The organism is Rhizobium sp. 05N430 (assembly GCF_056396985.1).
The window spans coordinates 520,135-536,539 of sequence record NZ_JBFTMO010000003.1 but is presented as its reverse complement, the minus strand read 5'-3'; the positions used below and the strand labels follow the sequence as shown (position 1 = coordinate 536,539).

14 protein-coding genes and 1 tRNA gene are annotated in these 16,405 nt (G+C 61.1%); 3 read left to right on the top strand and 12 right to left on the bottom strand.

What is annotated here, in order from left to right; all coding sequences use genetic code 11:
• Positions 1 to 909 carry a glycine betaine ABC transporter substrate-binding protein OsmF gene (osmF, locus tag AC1DJO_RS10070; protein ID WP_112385329.1) on the bottom strand — a complete coding sequence of 303 codons (909 nt, stop codon included), beginning with the start codon at positions 907 to 909 and terminating at the stop codon, positions 1 to 3.
• Positions 910 to 1,326: 417 nt separating this feature from the next.
• Here osmF and AC1DJO_RS10065 point away from each other — a divergent pair, with 417 nt between their 5' ends.
• Entirely contained in the window at positions 1,327 to 2,538 is a 1,212-nt protein-coding gene (locus AC1DJO_RS10065) for a LysR family transcriptional regulator (RefSeq protein ID WP_112514042.1), read from the top strand.
• 32 nt (positions 2,539 to 2,570) lie between these two features.
• Complete coding sequence (locus tag AC1DJO_RS10060; RefSeq protein ID WP_477970213.1) at positions 2,571 to 3,293, top strand: copper homeostasis protein CutC; 723 nt, start codon at positions 2,571 to 2,573, stop codon at positions 3,291 to 3,293.
• On the opposite strand, the gene AC1DJO_RS10055 is transcribed toward AC1DJO_RS10060, so the two are convergent.
• The 7 genes from AC1DJO_RS10055 to AC1DJO_RS10025 form a co-directional block, all read right to left on the bottom strand.
• Positions 3,294 to 4,313, bottom strand: coding sequence for a zinc-binding alcohol dehydrogenase family protein (locus tag AC1DJO_RS10055; RefSeq protein ID WP_310293175.1), 1,020 nt, complete (start codon positions 4,311 to 4,313; stop codon positions 3,294 to 3,296).
• A 58-nt stretch (positions 4,314 to 4,371) separates the two neighbouring features.
• Positions 4,372 to 5,346 carry an ABC transporter permease gene (locus AC1DJO_RS10050; RefSeq protein WP_112385333.1) on the bottom strand — a complete coding sequence of 325 codons (975 nt, stop codon included), beginning with the start codon at positions 5,344 to 5,346 and terminating at the stop codon, positions 4,372 to 4,374.
• Positions 5,347 to 5,374: 28 nt separating this feature from the next.
• Positions 5,375 to 6,928, bottom strand: coding sequence for a sugar ABC transporter ATP-binding protein (locus AC1DJO_RS10045; RefSeq protein ID WP_477970211.1), 1,554 nt, complete (start codon positions 6,926 to 6,928; stop codon positions 5,375 to 5,377).
• 122 nt (positions 6,929 to 7,050) lie between these two features.
• Positions 7,051 to 8,037 carry an ABC transporter substrate-binding protein gene (locus tag AC1DJO_RS10040; RefSeq protein WP_112385335.1) on the bottom strand — a complete coding sequence of 329 codons (987 nt, stop codon included), beginning with the start codon at positions 8,035 to 8,037 and terminating at the stop codon, positions 7,051 to 7,053.
• A gap of 210 nt (positions 8,038 to 8,247) precedes the next feature.
• On the bottom strand, positions 8,248 to 8,697 hold the full coding sequence (locus tag AC1DJO_RS10035; protein WP_477970209.1) for an RbsD/FucU family protein: 450 nt from the start codon (positions 8,695 to 8,697) through the stop codon (positions 8,248 to 8,250).
• A gap of 9 nt (positions 8,698 to 8,706) precedes the next feature.
• The gene (locus tag AC1DJO_RS10030; RefSeq protein WP_477970207.1) at positions 8,707 to 9,726 is read right to left on the bottom strand and encodes an aldo/keto reductase; all 1,020 of its coding nucleotides are present in this window, start codon (positions 9,724 to 9,726) and stop codon (positions 8,707 to 8,709) included.
• A 33-nt stretch (positions 9,727 to 9,759) separates the two neighbouring features.
• Entirely contained in the window at positions 9,760 to 11,262 is a 1,503-nt protein-coding gene (locus AC1DJO_RS10025; protein WP_477970205.1) for a UxaA family hydrolase, read from the bottom strand.
• Between the two features lie 231 nt (positions 11,263 to 11,493).
• Here AC1DJO_RS10025 and AC1DJO_RS10020 point away from each other — a divergent pair, with 231 nt between their 5' ends.
• Positions 11,494 to 12,390 (top strand): GntR family transcriptional regulator, encoded by an 897-nt coding sequence (locus AC1DJO_RS10020; RefSeq protein ID WP_112514036.1) that lies wholly within the window; start codon positions 11,494 to 11,496, stop codon positions 12,388 to 12,390.
• A 10-nt stretch (positions 12,391 to 12,400) separates the two neighbouring features.
• On the opposite strand, the gene AC1DJO_RS10015 is transcribed toward AC1DJO_RS10020, so the two are convergent.
• From AC1DJO_RS10015 to AC1DJO_RS10000, 4 genes are all read right to left on the bottom strand, one after another.
• Positions 12,401 to 13,891: an MDR family MFS transporter gene (locus AC1DJO_RS10015; protein WP_477970203.1), complete on the bottom strand. Its 1,491-nt coding sequence runs from the start codon at positions 13,889 to 13,891 to the stop codon at positions 12,401 to 12,403.
• A gap of 200 nt (positions 13,892 to 14,091) precedes the next feature.
• Positions 14,092 to 14,958, bottom strand: coding sequence for a hypothetical protein (locus AC1DJO_RS10010; RefSeq protein WP_477970201.1), 867 nt, complete (start codon positions 14,956 to 14,958; stop codon positions 14,092 to 14,094).
• A gap of 145 nt (positions 14,959 to 15,103) precedes the next feature.
• Positions 15,104 to 15,179, bottom strand: a tRNA-Thr gene (locus AC1DJO_RS10005).
• A gap of 120 nt (positions 15,180 to 15,299) precedes the next feature.
• On the bottom strand, positions 15,300 to 16,259 hold the full coding sequence (locus AC1DJO_RS10000) for an NAD(P)H-dependent flavin oxidoreductase (protein WP_477970199.1): 960 nt from the start codon (positions 16,257 to 16,259) through the stop codon (positions 15,300 to 15,302).
• Positions 16,260 to 16,405: the final 146 nt, after the last annotated feature.

The window sequence follows — 16,405 nt, the reverse complement described above, 5'->3', positions numbered from 1 at the left end:
TTACTTCAGGAAGCCTTTTTCCTTCAGGTACCCCTCGGCAACCGACTTTGCCGGCTCGCCATCGACCTGGATCTTGGCGTTCAGCTTGCGCAATTCGTCGGCGGTCAGGCTCTTGAAGATCGGGGCAAGCACTTCCTCGATCTTCGGATTGGCCTTCAGCACGTCTTCGCGGATGATCGGGGTCGGTGCATAGACCTGCTGCACGCTCTTGTCGTCTTCGAGAACGACGAGCTCGGCAGCCTGGATCGCGCCATCGGTACCATAAACCATGGCGGTGTTGACGCCGTTGGTCTGGTCGGCAGCGGCCTTGATGGTGGCAGCCGTGTCGCCGCCCGAGAGCACGACTTCCTGATCGGCCGTCAGCTTGAAGCCGTAGGTCGTCTGGAAGGCGGGCAGGGCGCCAGCCGAGTTGACGAATTCAGCAGAAGCCGCGAGTTTCGCGGCGCCGCCGCCGGCAACCCATTTGCCGAAGTCGGACATGGTCTTGAGGTTGTTGGGACCGGCGACATCGCTGCGAACGGCGAGCGCCCAGGTGTTGTTGGCAGGCGAGGGTGTCAGCCAGACGATCTTGTTGGCGTCATAGTCGAGCTTCTTGGCCAGCGCATAACCCTGGTCGATATTCTTCCAGGCGGCGTCATCGGCCTTGTTGAAGAAGAAGCCGGCATTGCCGGTGTATTCGGGATAGATGTCGATTTCGCCGGCGGTGATCGCCTTGCGCACGACAGGCGTTGCGCCAAGCGCGATGCGGTCCTTGGTCTTGATGCCGTTGGCTTCCAGAGCGAGCGCGATGACGTTGCCGAGCAGCGTGCCTTCGGTATCGATCTTCGACGAAACGACGACGTCTGCAGCATGGGCCGCACCCGCCGCAAAGGCGGAAATAGAAACGGCAAGTGCGAGTTTCTTCAGCATGGAGTGTCCCCTTGGTTTGCACCGTTTACAAGCGCTAGGGCTCTGGCGGAGCCCTTCACGCGTTAAGTCCCCCGGCTCGGGCGAAAACCGCCGTCATGCCGGACCTGCGAGCATCATGGAAATAGTGTGCGTTCTCGAAAAATCGATGCAACCCCTCTCCAGTATTTGCGATCGCGGCGCGATTATCGCCGTGAAAGCAGTCCCGCGCGCGCAATTGCATTCCTTTATGCAATGCTGGCGGGATTTGTTTTTGTTCCCTTGCGTGTTTCCACGATCATCGAGTGCTCAATGGCTTCATCAGCCATCGCCCCGCTTTTCTTGTCCGGTGACGATAGCCTGCGAATTCCGAAATGGGATATCTTTTTTCGTGAACACACAATAGTGTCCGATTTTCAGTGACTTCCGGAGACCCGCGCATTGCATCTGGGTGCCCTTTTCATCGCCAGCCACGTCCTGTCATCAGGGTCCGTCAGAGAGACCGCGCGGCGCTTCACGCTGGCTGCCTCGACGGTGTCGGCGGCTGTCTCTAATCTCGAAAGCGAATTGGCGCTGAAACTGACGGAACGCAGTTCCGGCGAACTGGTGACGCTGATCGCCAGCAGCAAGGTGGGCGAGGGATTGGTGCCCGTTCTGGAGGCGATCGACCAACTTGCCGATCTCTCGGGTGAGGCACCGGAAGACTTCGAAGGTTGGGCTGCCCGCATCCCGGTGAAGGTTGCGACCATGGAGCGTTTTCTCGAGGTCGCCGATCAAGGCAGCATCAACCGTGCTGCCCGCCGTCTCGGCCTCGGTCAGCCGCAGCTTTCGCTGCAGATCGCCAATCTGGAGAAATTCACCGGCCACAAGCTGTTCGAACGGCAGGCGCAGGGCTCGGCGCTGACCGAGGAGGGCAGGCGCGCCTACGCCATCTTCTCGGCGATCAGCCAGGCATGGAACGACCTGAAATCGGCCGCCGACGAGCGCTATCAGCGCACAGCCCGGTCGCTGAGGATCGGCTCGATCATCCCGACCGGAGCCGAAAGCTGGGTGGCTCGCTGCCTCGGCGCATTGGTGGCAGACTGGAATACCGGCCGTAACAAGAATGCCATCTCGCTGATCTCGATGACCGCCGATGACCTGCGCGAGGCGCTGAAATCCGGCCGTATCGATGTCGCCATTCTCGATTCCGTTTTCGGTCTTGAGAGCTTCCAGAATCGCGAACTGCTGCGCACCGATCTTGTCGCCATCGCCCCGCCGGAGAGCACGGAGACGGATGTCGCCGCGTTGGTCGCCGCTCACCCGATATGCACCCCAAGCGAGCGCACGGGTCTCGGCGATGCTGCGACGGCACTTAGCCGCGCCGGCATGGTGAGCCGCCGCTTCCGCAACCAGGATATCCGTGCGGCGGATTCGCTGCCCGTGATCGTCGATCTCGTCGCCAATCACGGCTATGTCTCGTTCCTCGGCCGCGTCAGCGCGCTGCCGATTGCCGATCGCGTGCGGATCGTCGATCTGGCCGAGCAGATCCCGATTTCCTATCATGTGGCCTTCAATCACCGGAAAGCTTCCGCCGATGCCTGCACGATGATCATCGACGCCGTACGCAAAATCGTCGGCCAACCCATCGCAAAATCGCCGGTCATGGCGTAGAGCGTTCGGCGCGCCAATTCGGGAGATGAGAAATGCCGGTTTTGCTTGAAGTATGCGTGGATAGCGCCAAGGGGCTTGCCGCCGCGATCGAAGGCGGCGCCAACCGCATCGAGCTCTGCTCCGCTCTCGAACTCGGCGGGTTGACGCCTGTTGCAGGCATGATGAAAGCCGCGGCGGCAGCGCCGATCCCTGTTTACGCGATGATCCGCCCGCATGCCGGCCCGTTCATCTTCGATGCGGCCGACGAGGCATCGATGATGGCGGATATCGATGCCGTCAGGGCTTTCGGCCTCGCAGGTGTCGTCATCGGCGCCAACCGGCCGGATGGCACGCTGGACATGCCGCTGATCCATCGCCTCAAGGCACATGCCGCAGGTCTGGGCTCCACGCTGCACCGCGCCTTCGATCTGGTTCCGGATGCCGATGCGGCGCTTGAACAGGCCGTCGAACTCGGCTGCGAGCGTATCCTCACGTCAGGCTGTGTGCCAAAGGCGATGGACGGTCTCGAAACCCTTAAGCGGCTTTCGGCCAAGGCCGCTGGCCGCATCTCGATCATGCCGGGCAGCGGCGTGCGCCCGTCCAATGCAGCCGAAATCCTGCGTGCTACCGGCGCCCGGGAAATTCACGGCTCCTGCAGCTCGGCGCTGGCCAGCATGGACCCGCGCGCGGTTGCCTTCGGTTTCGAAGCGCCGAGCTCGAACCAGACGGATACAGGCATCGTCCGTCAGATGCGTCAGGTCATCGAAGCGGTCTGATCAACCCGCGACCTTGATCACGGCCTTGATCAGGCCGCTCTTCTCATGCGCCCAGCGGGCGAGATCGCGTGGCGCGTCCGCGAGCGTCGTGCGGTGGGTGATCAGCTTGTCGACTGGCACGAGGCCCTTGGCGATCGAATCCGCCACATGTTCGAAATCGATCCGCGTTGCGTTACGGCTGCCGATCACCATCATTTCGCGCTTGTGGAATTCGGGATCGGAGAAGCGGATTTCGTCCTTGACGACGCTGACCAGTACCAGTGCGCCGCCATGGGCAACGAAGGAGAAGGCCTTTTCCATCGACGGGCCATAGCCGGTGGCATCGAAGACCACATCGAAACAATCGCCATCTGTTGCAGCCTTCACTGCATCGGCGGTTGCCTCGTTCGCGACGATGCCCGACTGGAAGCCGAAACGATCGGCGGCCATCTGCAGACGCTCGGCGCTGGTATCGAGCAGCGTAACCTCATGACCGGCGATACGGGAGAAGATGGCCGCCCCGAGCCCGATCGGGCCGGCACCGATGACGAGCGAGCGCGAACCGGCGGCTGCCATCGACCGGCGAACAGCATGCGCGCCGATCGCCAGAAACTCGACGGTCGCCGCCGCTTCGAGGCTGAGACCCTTTGCGGCATAGAGATTGCCCGCGGGTACCGTGATCTCTTCGCAGAAGGCACCATCGGTATGGACGCCGAGAACCTTGATGTTTGTACAGCAGTTCGGCTTGTCCTTCCGGCAGGCAACGCAGGTGCCGCAGGAAAGGTAGGGGTTGACGATCACAGGCATTCCCACCGCCATCGCCACGCCGTCGCCGGTCTCGACGACGGTGGCGGATATCTCATGCCCCATGACGCGCGGATATTCGAGAAACGGATGCTTGCCTTCGAAGATGTGGTAGTCCGTGCCGCAGATGCCGACATGGCTGACCGCCAGCCGCACCCAGCCGGGAGCGGGCGTGCCGGGGGAAGGGCGCTCGACGATTTCGAGCACACCGGGCTTCTGGCAAAGCACTGCTTTCATCTTGTTTCTCGCATTCAGAAGTGAAGAAGCCGGTCGATGACCGGCTTCGCTTTTCGTCTCAGACGCTCCGGCGGCGGCGCAACTGGTCGAAGTAGACGATCACGATGATCAGAAGACCGGTGATGATGCGCTGCCAGAAGGAGTTGACGTTGAGCAGGTTCGCGCCGTTGTTGATGGTCGCCAGAATGAAGGCGCCGATCAGCGGGCCGTGGACGGAGCCGACCGCACCGAAGAGCGACGTGCCGCCGATGACCGAGGAAGCAATCGCCTGCAGCTCCCAGCCGTCCGCCTGTGTCGCGTTGCCGATGGCGATACGGGAGGCCAGCAGCACGCCGACGAAGGCGGCGAAGGTGGCGGAGAGAATATAGGCGAGGAAGATCATCCGGTTGACGTTGACGCCGGAGAGGCGCGCGGCTTCTGCATTCGAGCCGACCGCGAAGAGATAGCGGCCCCAGCGGCTGAGATGCAGGAACACGAAGCTCGGCACCGCGACCAGGATCACCATCCAGAACAGGCTCGGAATGCCGAGGAAGTCGGCGCGGGCGAAGTTCGAGAAGTCCTCGTTGACGATATTGATCGACGAGCCATTGGTGATCAAAAGGCCGATACCACGCAGCGATGTCAGCGTTGCCAGGGTGATGATGAAGGGCGGCAGGCCCATCTTGACGATACCGAAGCCGTGAAAGGTGCCGATCAGCACGCCGAACAGCAGGGTAAGCAGGATAGCCGCCCAGACCGGGACGCCCGCCTGCAAAAGCCAGGCGATAATGACCCCGGCAAAGCCGACGATGGCGCCCACCGAAAGGTCGATACCCGCCGTGATGATCACGAAGGTCTGCCCGAGCGCCAGGATAGCCGTCATCGACCCCTGCCGCAGCAGGTTGCTGATGTTTAGGGGCGTCCAGAAGCTGGCGGTGAAAATTCCGAGCATCAGCCAGAGGAAGAGCAGCAGACCGATCAGGGTCAGGCCGAACAGAATGTTGACCTTGCGGCGTGGCGGCGGAGGCGCAATTTCGGTGGGGGTTGCAGTCACTGTTCTCTCTCCCTCTTATTCTTCTTGCTCAGACGCCGATCGCTTCGCCAAGCACTTCTTCATGCGACGCTGCGTGGAAATCATGGCTGGCGACAAGCTTGCCGCCGCGGAACACATGCAGCCGGTCCGCAAGCTCATAGACTTCAGGCAGGTAGGAGGAGATCAGGATGATGCCCGCGCCTTCCTTCAATAGCTTGGCAAAGAGCCGGTAGATTTCCGCCTTGGTGCCGACATCGACGCCGACAGTCGGCTCATCGAAGATGAATAGCCGCGCGCCGTGGCTCAGCCACTTGCCGATGACGATCTTCTGCTGGTTGCCGCCAGACATGCTGGATGCATTCACGCGGCGGYTCGGCGTCTTGATGCTGAGATCGCGGATCTGCTTGTCGGCGTTCGCCGTCTCGACGGTATGATTGATGACGGGCCCGCTGCTCAGTCGCTTGAAGACAGGCAGGTTGATATTGAGGCCGATCGGCAGGTTGAGGCAGAGCCCCTGGTCGCGGCGGCTTTCCGGCGCCAGCGCGATGCCGAGATCCATGGCCGCGCGCTCGTTCCTGATGTCGACCTTCTTGCCCATCCAGTGAATTTCACCGGCTGTGGTCTTTTCCCGGCCGTAGAGCCCGAGTGCGAATTCGCTGCGGCCGGCGCCGATGAGGCCATAGAGGCCGACGATCTGTCCCGCCTTGACGCTGAGCGATATGTCCTCGAAACCCGGGCCTGAGAGGCCGCGGACTTCGACGATCGTCTCGCCGATCGCGATTTCTTCCTTGTGATAGATCTGCTCGATCGAGCGGTTGATCATCAGCGCGATCAACTCGTTCTCGTTGGTCTCGCCGATCAACCGGGTGCCGACATGTGTTCCGTCGCGCAGCACCGAAACGCGGTCTGCGAGCTCGAACACTTCTTCCATGCGGTGGCTGATATAGACGATCGTCACGCCTTCGGCCTGCAGCCTGCGGATCAGCTTGAAGAGCTGCGCCGATTCCTGGCGCGTCAGATAGGCCGTCGGTTCGTCGAAGATCAGGAACTGTGTGCCGCGCATTGCCGCACGGGCGGTCGCCACAAGCTGCTGTTGGCCAATGGTCAGATCGCTGAGCAGCGCACTGGCGGGCAGCCCGAAGCCGAGATCGTCGAGCACGGTCTGCGCCATGTTGACCATCTGCTTCTTGCGCATCAGGCCGAACTGATTGACCTCGTCGCCGAGGAAGAGGTTGGCGGCAACAGTCAGGTGCGGGCAGAGCACCACTTCCTGGTGAACGGCGTTAATGCCGCGGGCGATCGCCTCGTTCGGCGACGAGAGGCCGACGGGGTGGCCACACCAGAGAATTTCACCGGCCGTGCGGGTGATGACCCCAGTCAGAAGCTTGATGAGGGTAGATTTTCCGGCGCCGTTTTCGCCGACGATCGCGTGAATTTCACCGGCCAGAAATGTCACCGTCGCTGGTTTCAGCGCCTGGACGTAGCCGTAATTCTTCTGCAATCCCTTGAGTTCCAGGATGGGCGAACCTGCCGGAATACGGCTTGCCTCTTTCAGCGTGGCACTGTCATCGTGGCGATGACTGACCTCTTCCAGTCCGTCCATGGACCTCTCCTCCCATATGCGAATTCCTGTTTCTCCACCCAGGTTCCGCGCTCCCACGCGGACGATAACACAGGTGAAGAAAAGGCCGCGCGGAATTTCTTACGCGCGGCCCCGGCTGAAGATTACTTGATCTTCGGGTTCAGAAGAGCGTCGATCTTCGGCTCTGCCATGTTGGCCTTGGTGACCAGGTTGGCGCCGGTGTCGACGTTCTGTTCGACCTTCTCACCCTTGGAGACGGCAAGCGCGGTCTTGATGCCGTCGTAGCCCATGCGATACGGGTCCTGCACCACGAGACCGGCCAGTGCGCCATCCTTCAGGAAGCCGACCGTCTTGTCGTCGCTGTCGAAGCCGATGACCTTGACCTTGTCGCCGAGCTTGTTTTCAGCAATCGCCTGGCCAACGCCCTGCGCCATGATCAGGTTGGACGCGAAAACGCCAACGATGTTCGGGTTGGCAGTGATGAGGTCGGTCATCATGTTGAGGCCGGTGGTTGCCTGGCCGTCAGCATACTTGTCGGCGATCACCTTCAGGCCTGGATACTTGGTCTTGACCTGATCGAGGAAGCCTTCGCGGCGCTGTTCGAGCGAACCTGCACCTGCAATGCTGGTGATGATGGCGATTTCGCCTTCTTCCTTGCCGGTGGCGCCCTTGATGGCAGCGGCAAGACCGTCAGCAGCGATGCGGCCGCCCTGGGTGTTGTCGGTGGTCAGGAACGACTTGAAGGCCTTGGAGTCAGCGCCGGAGTCGATACCGATGATCGGAACGGACTTGGCAGCTTCGTCGATCGGCTTGCCGAGCGCCTTGAATTCGGTCGGCGAGATGACGACAGCGGCCGGCTTGCCGGCAACAGCGTTTTCGAGAATGCTGATCTGGCCGTTGACGTCGGATTCAGACTGCGCGCCGAGTTCCGGCACCTTGACGCCGAGATCGGTACCGGCCTTGCGGGCGCCGGCCAGAACGATCTGCCAGTAGAAGGACGTGGTGTCCTTGACGATGATCGGGATCGTCACTTCGGCAGCGAAGGACGGCATCGGCATTGCCGTTGCGATAAAGGCTGCACCTGCGAGAGCGCTAAACGCCCGGCGGGAAAGGATGGACTTCATGCTCATTGTGGGTTCTCCTCCCAAGTTGCGTTCTCCTCCAGAAAACCAGACCGCTGAACGCCGGCGGACGATTTTTATCGATAAAAAACATTTGCCGGATGAAGCTAGCTGAGGCTTTTTGAAATTGCAAGTGGGGCAATTTCGCCTTTTTCGCTTCCTTCAATCCTCCTTAAGCTGATGTTTTTCCATCAATTCAAAGATACTCTAAAATTGTCGTCAGCCGCGATAGACCTCTTCGGGAAGAACGACGCCCTTCTTCAGGATCAGATTGCCGTAGAGCCGGAATTCGGTTGTCGCGACAATATAGGCGGCCTTGCGCGACCGTTCGTAGAAGGCGAAGCGCTCCAGCGTGGCGATGCGGAAGCTGTCACCCGCCTTGCGGTCGACGATCGCCTGGAACTCGACGCAGACCTCGGGCACGGCTGCTGCGTCACCGACGACTTCCATGCGCCATGCGCTTTCCGGCACGAAAGTGTCTAGCGGGAAGTGGGTCAGGATCGCTTCGGCCATATCGGTGGCGCTCACGCCGTCGGCGCGGATCATTTCCGGGCCCATGCTGGCGGACGGGAAGTTGGCGTCGGCAATAACGATCTCGTCGCCATGCCCCATTCTGGCGATCGCCAGAAGCAGGTCGGGGCTGAGGACGGGGTGGATACCCTTAAGCATGCGTGGCTCCTACATACGAACGGCATCGCTGCCCAATGGCTTGGCAACGAGTGTCTGGCTTTCGAATTCCGGGAAGATGCTGTCGGGCAGGCGCGGCTCGAAGAGCTGCATGTTGCGCTCCAGGCTGGATGCCCTGGCCGTGCCGATCAGCACCGATGAGACGAATGAATCGCGAAGCGGGAATTGCAGCGCGGGCGCGGCAAGCGGAACGCCGTGGCGCTTGGCGATCTCTTCCATCGCGGTCACCTTGGCAACGACATCAGGCGTCGGCGCCATATAGTCGAAATGCGCGCCAGGGACCGGCCCGGTCGCGAGGATCCCCGAATTGAAGACGCCGCCGACCACAAGGCTCGTGCCCTTCTGCTGGCAGAGCGGAATGAGTTCGGCCACCGCGGAACGGTCGAGCAGCGTATAGCGCCCGGCCATCAGGATCACATCGATATCGGCATTGCGCATCACGTCGAGGCAAACAGGCACTTCATTGACGCCAAGGCCGAAAGCCTGGATCGCACCGCTTGATTTCAGCTGCTCCAGAGCCTTGATGCCGCTGTCGAGAAACTGTTTCAGATAAACGGCATTCTTCGCGGCACCATGCGTATAGCCGCCGATATCGTGCACATAGAGAATGTCGATGCGATTGAGGCCAAGCCGCGCATAGCTGAAATCGACCGAGCGCATGATGCCGTCATAGGAATAGTCATAGTCCGCATCGAAGGAGAGCGGATCGACATAGCTGTAATCGGGCACAGTGCCGGTCGGCACCGGCCGCAGCAGGCGGCCGACCTTGGTCGACAGCACATACTCGGCTTCCGGCTTGGCCCGCAGGAAATCGCCGACAGTGCGCTCGGCGAGGCCGAGGCCATACCAGGGCGCCACGTCGAAATAGCGGATCCCGGCATCCCAGGCCGCATCCAGCGTGTCCATCGCCTGCTCGCGCGGGCAGGCGCGGTAGAGGCCGCCGAGAGCTGCAGCACCGAAGCTGATTTCGGTCACCTGCAGATCCGTCTTGCCGATCCTCCTCGTCTTCATCATTCCTCCTCTGAAGACTTGTCCGTCTGTATATTAGAGCGTTGCTCCAAGATGCCACGGCACGAATTCGTTATCGCCGTAGCCGAACTCTTCGCTCTTGGTCTTCTTGCCCGATGCGGTGTTGATGATGAGCTCGAAGATCTCGCGGCCCTTGCCCGAGATCGTCGCGTCACCTGATGCGATCGTGCCGCAGTCGATGTCCATGTCCTCTTCCATCGCCGCATAGAGCGCCGAATTGCTCGACAGCTTCAGCGATGGAGCGGGACGACAGCCGAAGCAGCTGCCGCGTCCCGTCGTGAAGGCGATCATGTTGGCGCCGCCCGCGACCTGGCCAGTTGCGGAGACCGGGTCGTAGCCGGGCGTATCCATGAAGACGAGACCTGGCGCCGTGACGCGCTCGGCATAGCCGTAGACAGCTGTCAACGGTGAGCGCCCGCCCTTGGCGACGGCGCCAAGCGACTTCTCGAGAATGGTCGTCAGGCCGCCGCGCTTGTTGCCGGGCGAGGGATTGTTGTCGAGCGATGCGCCATGCAGGCCGACATACTTCTCCCACCAGACGATCTTCTCATCGAGCTTCCTTGCCACGTCGTCGCTGACTGCACGGCTGCGTAGCAGATGTTCGGCACCGTAGATTTCCGAGGTTTCCGAAAGAATGGGCGTGCCGCCGGCTGCCGCCAGCAGATCAGCCGCGACGCCGAGCGCCGGATTGGCGGTGATCCCGGAAAAGCCGTCCGAGCCGCCGCATTGCAGACCGATGATGATGTCGCTGATCGGCAGCGCCACGCGGCGTTCCTTGCCGACATCAGCGGCGATTTCGCGCAGCATGCCCATGGCGCGCTCGACGGCGCGGCGCGAGCCGCCGGCATCCTGAATGTTGAAATGGCGTTTAGTGTCGCCGGCGCCGCTCTGGCCGTAGAGCGTCAGCTGATTGACCTCGCAGCCGAGGCCGATCATCAGCACGCCGCCGAAATTGACGTGGCGCGTATAGCCGGCAAGGGTCCGGTGCAGAACGGCCATGCCGTCGCCGGTCGAACTCATGCCGCAGCCCTGGTCGTGAACGATCGGCACGAAGCCGTCGATGCCTTCGTAATGCGGCAGGATCGTCCGGTTTGCCTCGTCTGCAATGGCGCGGCAGACGGTGGTGGAACAGTTCACGCTGGCAATGATGCCGATGTAATTGCGGGTCGCGGAGCGGCCATCGGCGCGCTTGTAGCCCATGAAGGTGCGGGCCTTGTCTTCCGCTGTCGCCGCTTCCGGCGCGGAATTGGCGGTCGCTGCCAGGCGGTCGTTTTCGAAATGCAGATTGTGGCTGTGGACGTGGTCGCCCGCCTTCACCTCGGCGGTGGTGCGGCCGATCGCCTGGCCATACTTGACAACAGGCGTGCCGAGCGGGATGTCGGCGATCGCAACCTTGTGCCCGGGGTCGATTTTCTGCCGTGCGGCAACGCCGGCAACAATGGCTCCGGGCTCGATGGCCGACGTGGCAACGGCGACATTATCTCCGGCCGAAAGGATGAGCCAAGGAAGTTTGTCCAATTGTCTTCTCCCTGAAGAAAACGCTCGCTGCATTGGCGAAATGCGCATTGATTTTGTTTTTTATCTACAATAAACATTTTGAAGTCAACGGGAATATTGTTCCTGTGGACGAGGGAGGCAAACAGCCGCAAGCAATCCAGAATAATATAAGGATTGCAATGGATAAGCCCCCGGCGCACTGGCCGCACGATCGCGTGCAGGGTCTCGGCGCACGGGAAGGAGCGGGGTGGCATGGCAAGACAGAATACCGTCTTCAAGGAAGCGTACAACAGGTATGCGGCCGCACTGCGTCCGGATGCCGCGCTGCCGTCGGAGCCCGAAATCGCCGCCCAGCTGGGCATCAGCCGCAGCACCGCGCGGGCGATCCTGACGCGCCTGAGCGACGAGGGGATCATCCGCTGGAACAAGCGCCAGAAGATCGTGCTCAGGGCGCCGACAGCCAAGGATCTTTTCCCCTCCGAGGAAACGGACTCGCTGCACGACATCATCGAGCGCAGCTTCATGCAGCGTATCCTCTCGGATGATGCCGCGCCCGGCATGCAGATCAACGAGCTGGAGCTCGCCCGCGAGATCGGTACCGGGACGACAAGCGTTCGCGAATTCCTGATCCGCTTCTCCCGTTTCGGGCTGATCGAGAAGCGTCCGAACAGTCATTGGATATTGAAGGGCTTCACCCGAGAATTCGCGCTGGAACTCGCCGATGTGCGCGAGATGTTCGAGCTGCACTCGGCCGCCGATTTCGGCCGTCTTCCGAAGGACCATGCCGCCTGGCAGCATCTGGCCGTCATCAAGCAGGACCATCTCGATGTGCTCGCCGATATGGATCGCCGCTATAAGGAGTTCTCGGCACTCGACGAGCGCTTCCACCTGCTGATCCACCGCGCTTCGAAGAACCGCTTCATCGCCGATTTCTACGATGCCATCGCCATCGTCTTCCACTATCACTACCAGTGGAACAAGGCGGCGGCCCGCCAGCGCAACGAGCGCGCCATTCACGAACATCTCGATTACATCGCCGCGCTGGAATCCGGCGATCAGGCGCAGATCGATTTCTCGGCCCGCCTGCACCTGCGCTCTGCCCGTCAGACCCTGCTGCAATCACTGCCGCAGAATCCGGCCGAAGTCTGACCTTTTACTTTTAGTGCGATGCCGCTTCGCTGGCGGAAACACTCGTCGTCTTGCGGCGATGATCGCCGACCGGGATGAGCCAGGTCGAAATCAGCGTCATCACCGCCACCACGACGATACCCCAGAAGCTCCAATGCAGAGACGCATCGAAGATGCCGCGCACAACGGGATCGCCTGCGAGTTCGGTTAGACCGGTCGGCTGGTTCAGGACGTTGTGCAGGTTTTCGGCGGTGTCGCCGCTGGCATAGTGATTGATCCCGGCATTGAGGATCGCCCCGAGCACGGTGGCGCCCAGCGTGTTGCCGAGGCTGCGGGCGAAGATGATCGAGGCCGTGGCGCTGCCGCGCATCGACCATTCGACGCTGTCCTGAACCAGCGCAATGCTGGTGAGGTTGATGAGGCCCATGCCGAAGCCCATGAAGAACGAGCCGGCGCCGGCAACGATCGGTGAGCTGTCAGGCGTCAGGAACAGCAGGAAAAGCGCACCGAACGGAAACAGCAGGCTGCCGAAGCGCAGTGTGTTGCGAATGCCGAAGGCCTTGAACAGCTTGCTCGACATCATCACCGACAGCGGCCATCCGACAACCAGCATGGTCAGCGTGAAACCGGCAACGATCGGCGAGCGGCCGAGCACGCCCTGAATATAGACAGGGAGAATGGTGGAAAGCCCAATCAGCGCCATACCGGCAAGCAGCATGCAGATATTGCTCGTCGCGACGAGGCGACGGCTCCACAGCGCGATCGAGATGATCGGCTCGGGCGCGCGTTTCTCCTGCCAGAAGAACAGGGCGCCCGAAATGACGAAGACGGCGGCGAGCGAGAGCAGGATCCAGGCGCTGGCATCCGTCTCGGTCAGGATCACCAGCACGGCGATGATGGCAATCGAAAACAGGATCGCGCCGAGATAGTCGATGCTGGCCTCCTTGTGCGCCACGGTTTCCTTCAGGAACAGCGAGAAGGCGATGATCGAGAAGACGCCGATTGGCAGATTGATCCAGAAGATCCAGGCCCAGGAAATATTGTCGACGATAACGCCGCCGGCGAGAGGCCCGACCACCGCCGAGGTTGCCCACACGGTTGCCATGATACCCTGGACGCGGCCGCGTTCCTCGAGCTTGAAGAGGTCGCCGATGATCGTCATCGTCACCGGCTGGATGGCGCCCGCGCCAAGCCCTTGCAGCAGGCGGAAGACGATCAGCGAGGTCATCGACCAGGCAAAGCCGCAAAGCAGCGAGCCGATCAGGAACACCACGATGCCGCCGATCAGCACCGGCTTGCGGCCGAAGATGTCGGAGAGCTTGCCGTAGATGACGGTGGTCGTCGATTGCGCCAGCAGGAAGGCCGAAAATACCCAGCTGTAATAGCTGAAACCGCCAAGCTGGCCGACGATGCGCGGCATTGCGGTCGCCACGATCGTGGCTTCGATCGCCACCATGAAGGTGGCAAACATGATGGTCGCGACAACGAGAACGCGGTTCGAGCGCTGGGCCGTATCAGACATGACTTACCTTTCAGGATGCTTCGCTATGCCGTCATCGAAGGCGGCTCGGCAGAAAGGGGCAAGCGCCGGCGCGAAGTGCTGCTTTGGTTTTTAGGCCCTTGCTGCGGGCTCTGTAAAGCCAATTATCCTTCCGGTTACACAACGCAAAACCGCCGCAGCGATGGTTTCGCTGCGGCGGCCATGGTCAATCCCGTTACTGCCTAGAACGACGCTCCGCGCCAGATCGGACCGTTGCTCTCTTCGTCCTTCAGACTGGTCGAGCCGAAGTGATAGCGCATGCCGACGAGGAAGTTGTTGGAGATGTCGCTGTCGCTGCCGAAGTCGTCGACAGTGAGCTTGGCATGCTCGAAGCGGTAGCCCGCGTAGAAGGAGACCGGCGTGCCATCCGGTCGGTAGTTGCCGATCGCGGAGATCTTCCAGATATCGGCCGTCTCGATGTCATCCTGGTAGCGGTCGAATGCAGCTTCGAAATCGGCGCGGATATTGTCTGTGAAGAAATAGCGCAGCCCGGCACGGCCGGCATAGTGATCATAGTCAAAGCCGCCGATATCGGTCGTGCCGAGGCCGGCCTGACCATAGATGGTCATGTCGGTGCCGAGCCATGCGGCTTCCAGGCCGCCGAGATAATCGCGCGCGGTCGTATCCGGCAGGAAGCGCGATTCAAACCGTCCGGTCTGGCCGAAGACGCCGAACGCATAGTTTCCGTCAGGCCGGTAATAGACATGCAGCGTACCGCCGATATTGTCGTTCCAGCCGTATTCCTGGAGATAGGAATGCGCATAGTCGGCATCCGCCTGCAGGTTGAGCCCGGTGTCGGAACTCGCATTCATCGATCCGCGCAACCGCCACGAGCGGCTGTCGAGCTCGGTGTCGCGCGATGTGCCGGTCTCGAAGCCCCCTTCGATATATCCGGTAAACCGGCTCGCCGTTGCCGGTACTTTTTCCGGTTCATCGAGCAGAAACTTCGGGATCATCAGATCGTTAGGCGCCAGATCGGCAGCCATCGCCCCGTGAACACCAACGACCGAAAACGCCGACGCCAAAACCGCGGCAGCCAAACCTTTCATGGAAACTATCCCCCAAATCACAACTGGAGGAAACGATATCAATCAAGGGTTAACCATGTATTTCAATCATTGCGTAACTATGAAAAAGCTTAACAAAGCCATAGGCTGTGCTTTTAGCGGTATCGAAACGACTGGGAAAAGCAAATGGTGCCGCTTGCAGGACTCGAACCTGCGACCCCATCATTACGAATGATGTGCTCTACCACCTGAGCTAAAGCGGCAATCCGTGCGGCCGAACCAGGCGGCCCGCGATTTGCATGGCGCTGATACAGCCATTGTTTGAAGATTTCAAGCGCCGTCTGGCGGCTTTGGTAAAAAAGACCGGCGCTGTGGAAATCGTCCTAGAGGCTGAGGCGGGCGCGGGCGGCACGGTATTCGCTGTCGAGGCGATCGACGAGCTTGGCAACCGGCTCGACAGCCTTGATGGCGCCGATGCCCTGGCCGCTGCCCCAGATATCCTTCCAGGCCTTGGCGCCGCCGACTGCCTGTTCGAAGTCCATCTTCGTGGGATCGGCGACAGGCAGGTTGTCGGGGTCAAGGCCTGCGGATTTCACCGATGGCTTAAGATAATTGCCATGCACGCCGGTGAAATAGTTCGAATAGACAATGTCGTTGGCCGCCCCATCGACGATTGCCTGCTTGTAGGCGTCGCTCGCTCGGGCCTCCTCGGTGGCGATGAAGGGGGTGCCGATATAGGCCATGTCGGCGCCCATCGCCTCGGCCGCCAGGATCGCCCCGCCATTGGCGATGGCACCGGCAAGCAGCAACGGGCCATCGAACCATTCACGGATTTCCTGGATGAGGGCGAAGGGCGACAGTGTGCCGGCATGGCCGCCGGCGCCGGCGGCGACCGCAATCAGCCCGTCGGCACCCTTGCGGATCGCCGAGTTGGCGTGGCGGTTGTTGATGACGTCATGTAGCACGATGCCGCCATAGGAATGCACGGCGGCATTCACCTCCGGCACGGCGCCGAGCGAGGAAATGACGACGGGGACCTTGTATTTCACGCAGAGCATCAGGTCGTGCTCCAGCCGCTTGTTCGACATATGGACGATCTGGTTGACCGCAAACGGCGCGGCCGGCCGGTCCGGATTGGCGGCATTGTGGGCGGTAAGATCCTCGGTGATCATCGCCAGCCATTCGTCGAGCTGGCTTTCCGGCCGGGCGTTGAGCGCCGGAAACGCGCCGATGATGCCTGCCTTGCATTGCGCCAGTGTCAGTGCCGGATGCGAGATGATGAACAGCGGCGAGGCCACCACCGGCAGTCGCAGGTTCTTCGTCAGGATTTCGGGCAGGGCCATGAGGTCACCATGAATTGACGTTTACGGAAGCGTCAATTCGATAACAGATTTGCCGGGTGGGGAAAAGACCGCCCAACCGGGCAGGCTATCGATTTTGCGATTTTCGGATATTCTGAAAGGCGGCGTTTTCCCCTGCCGATCGGCCG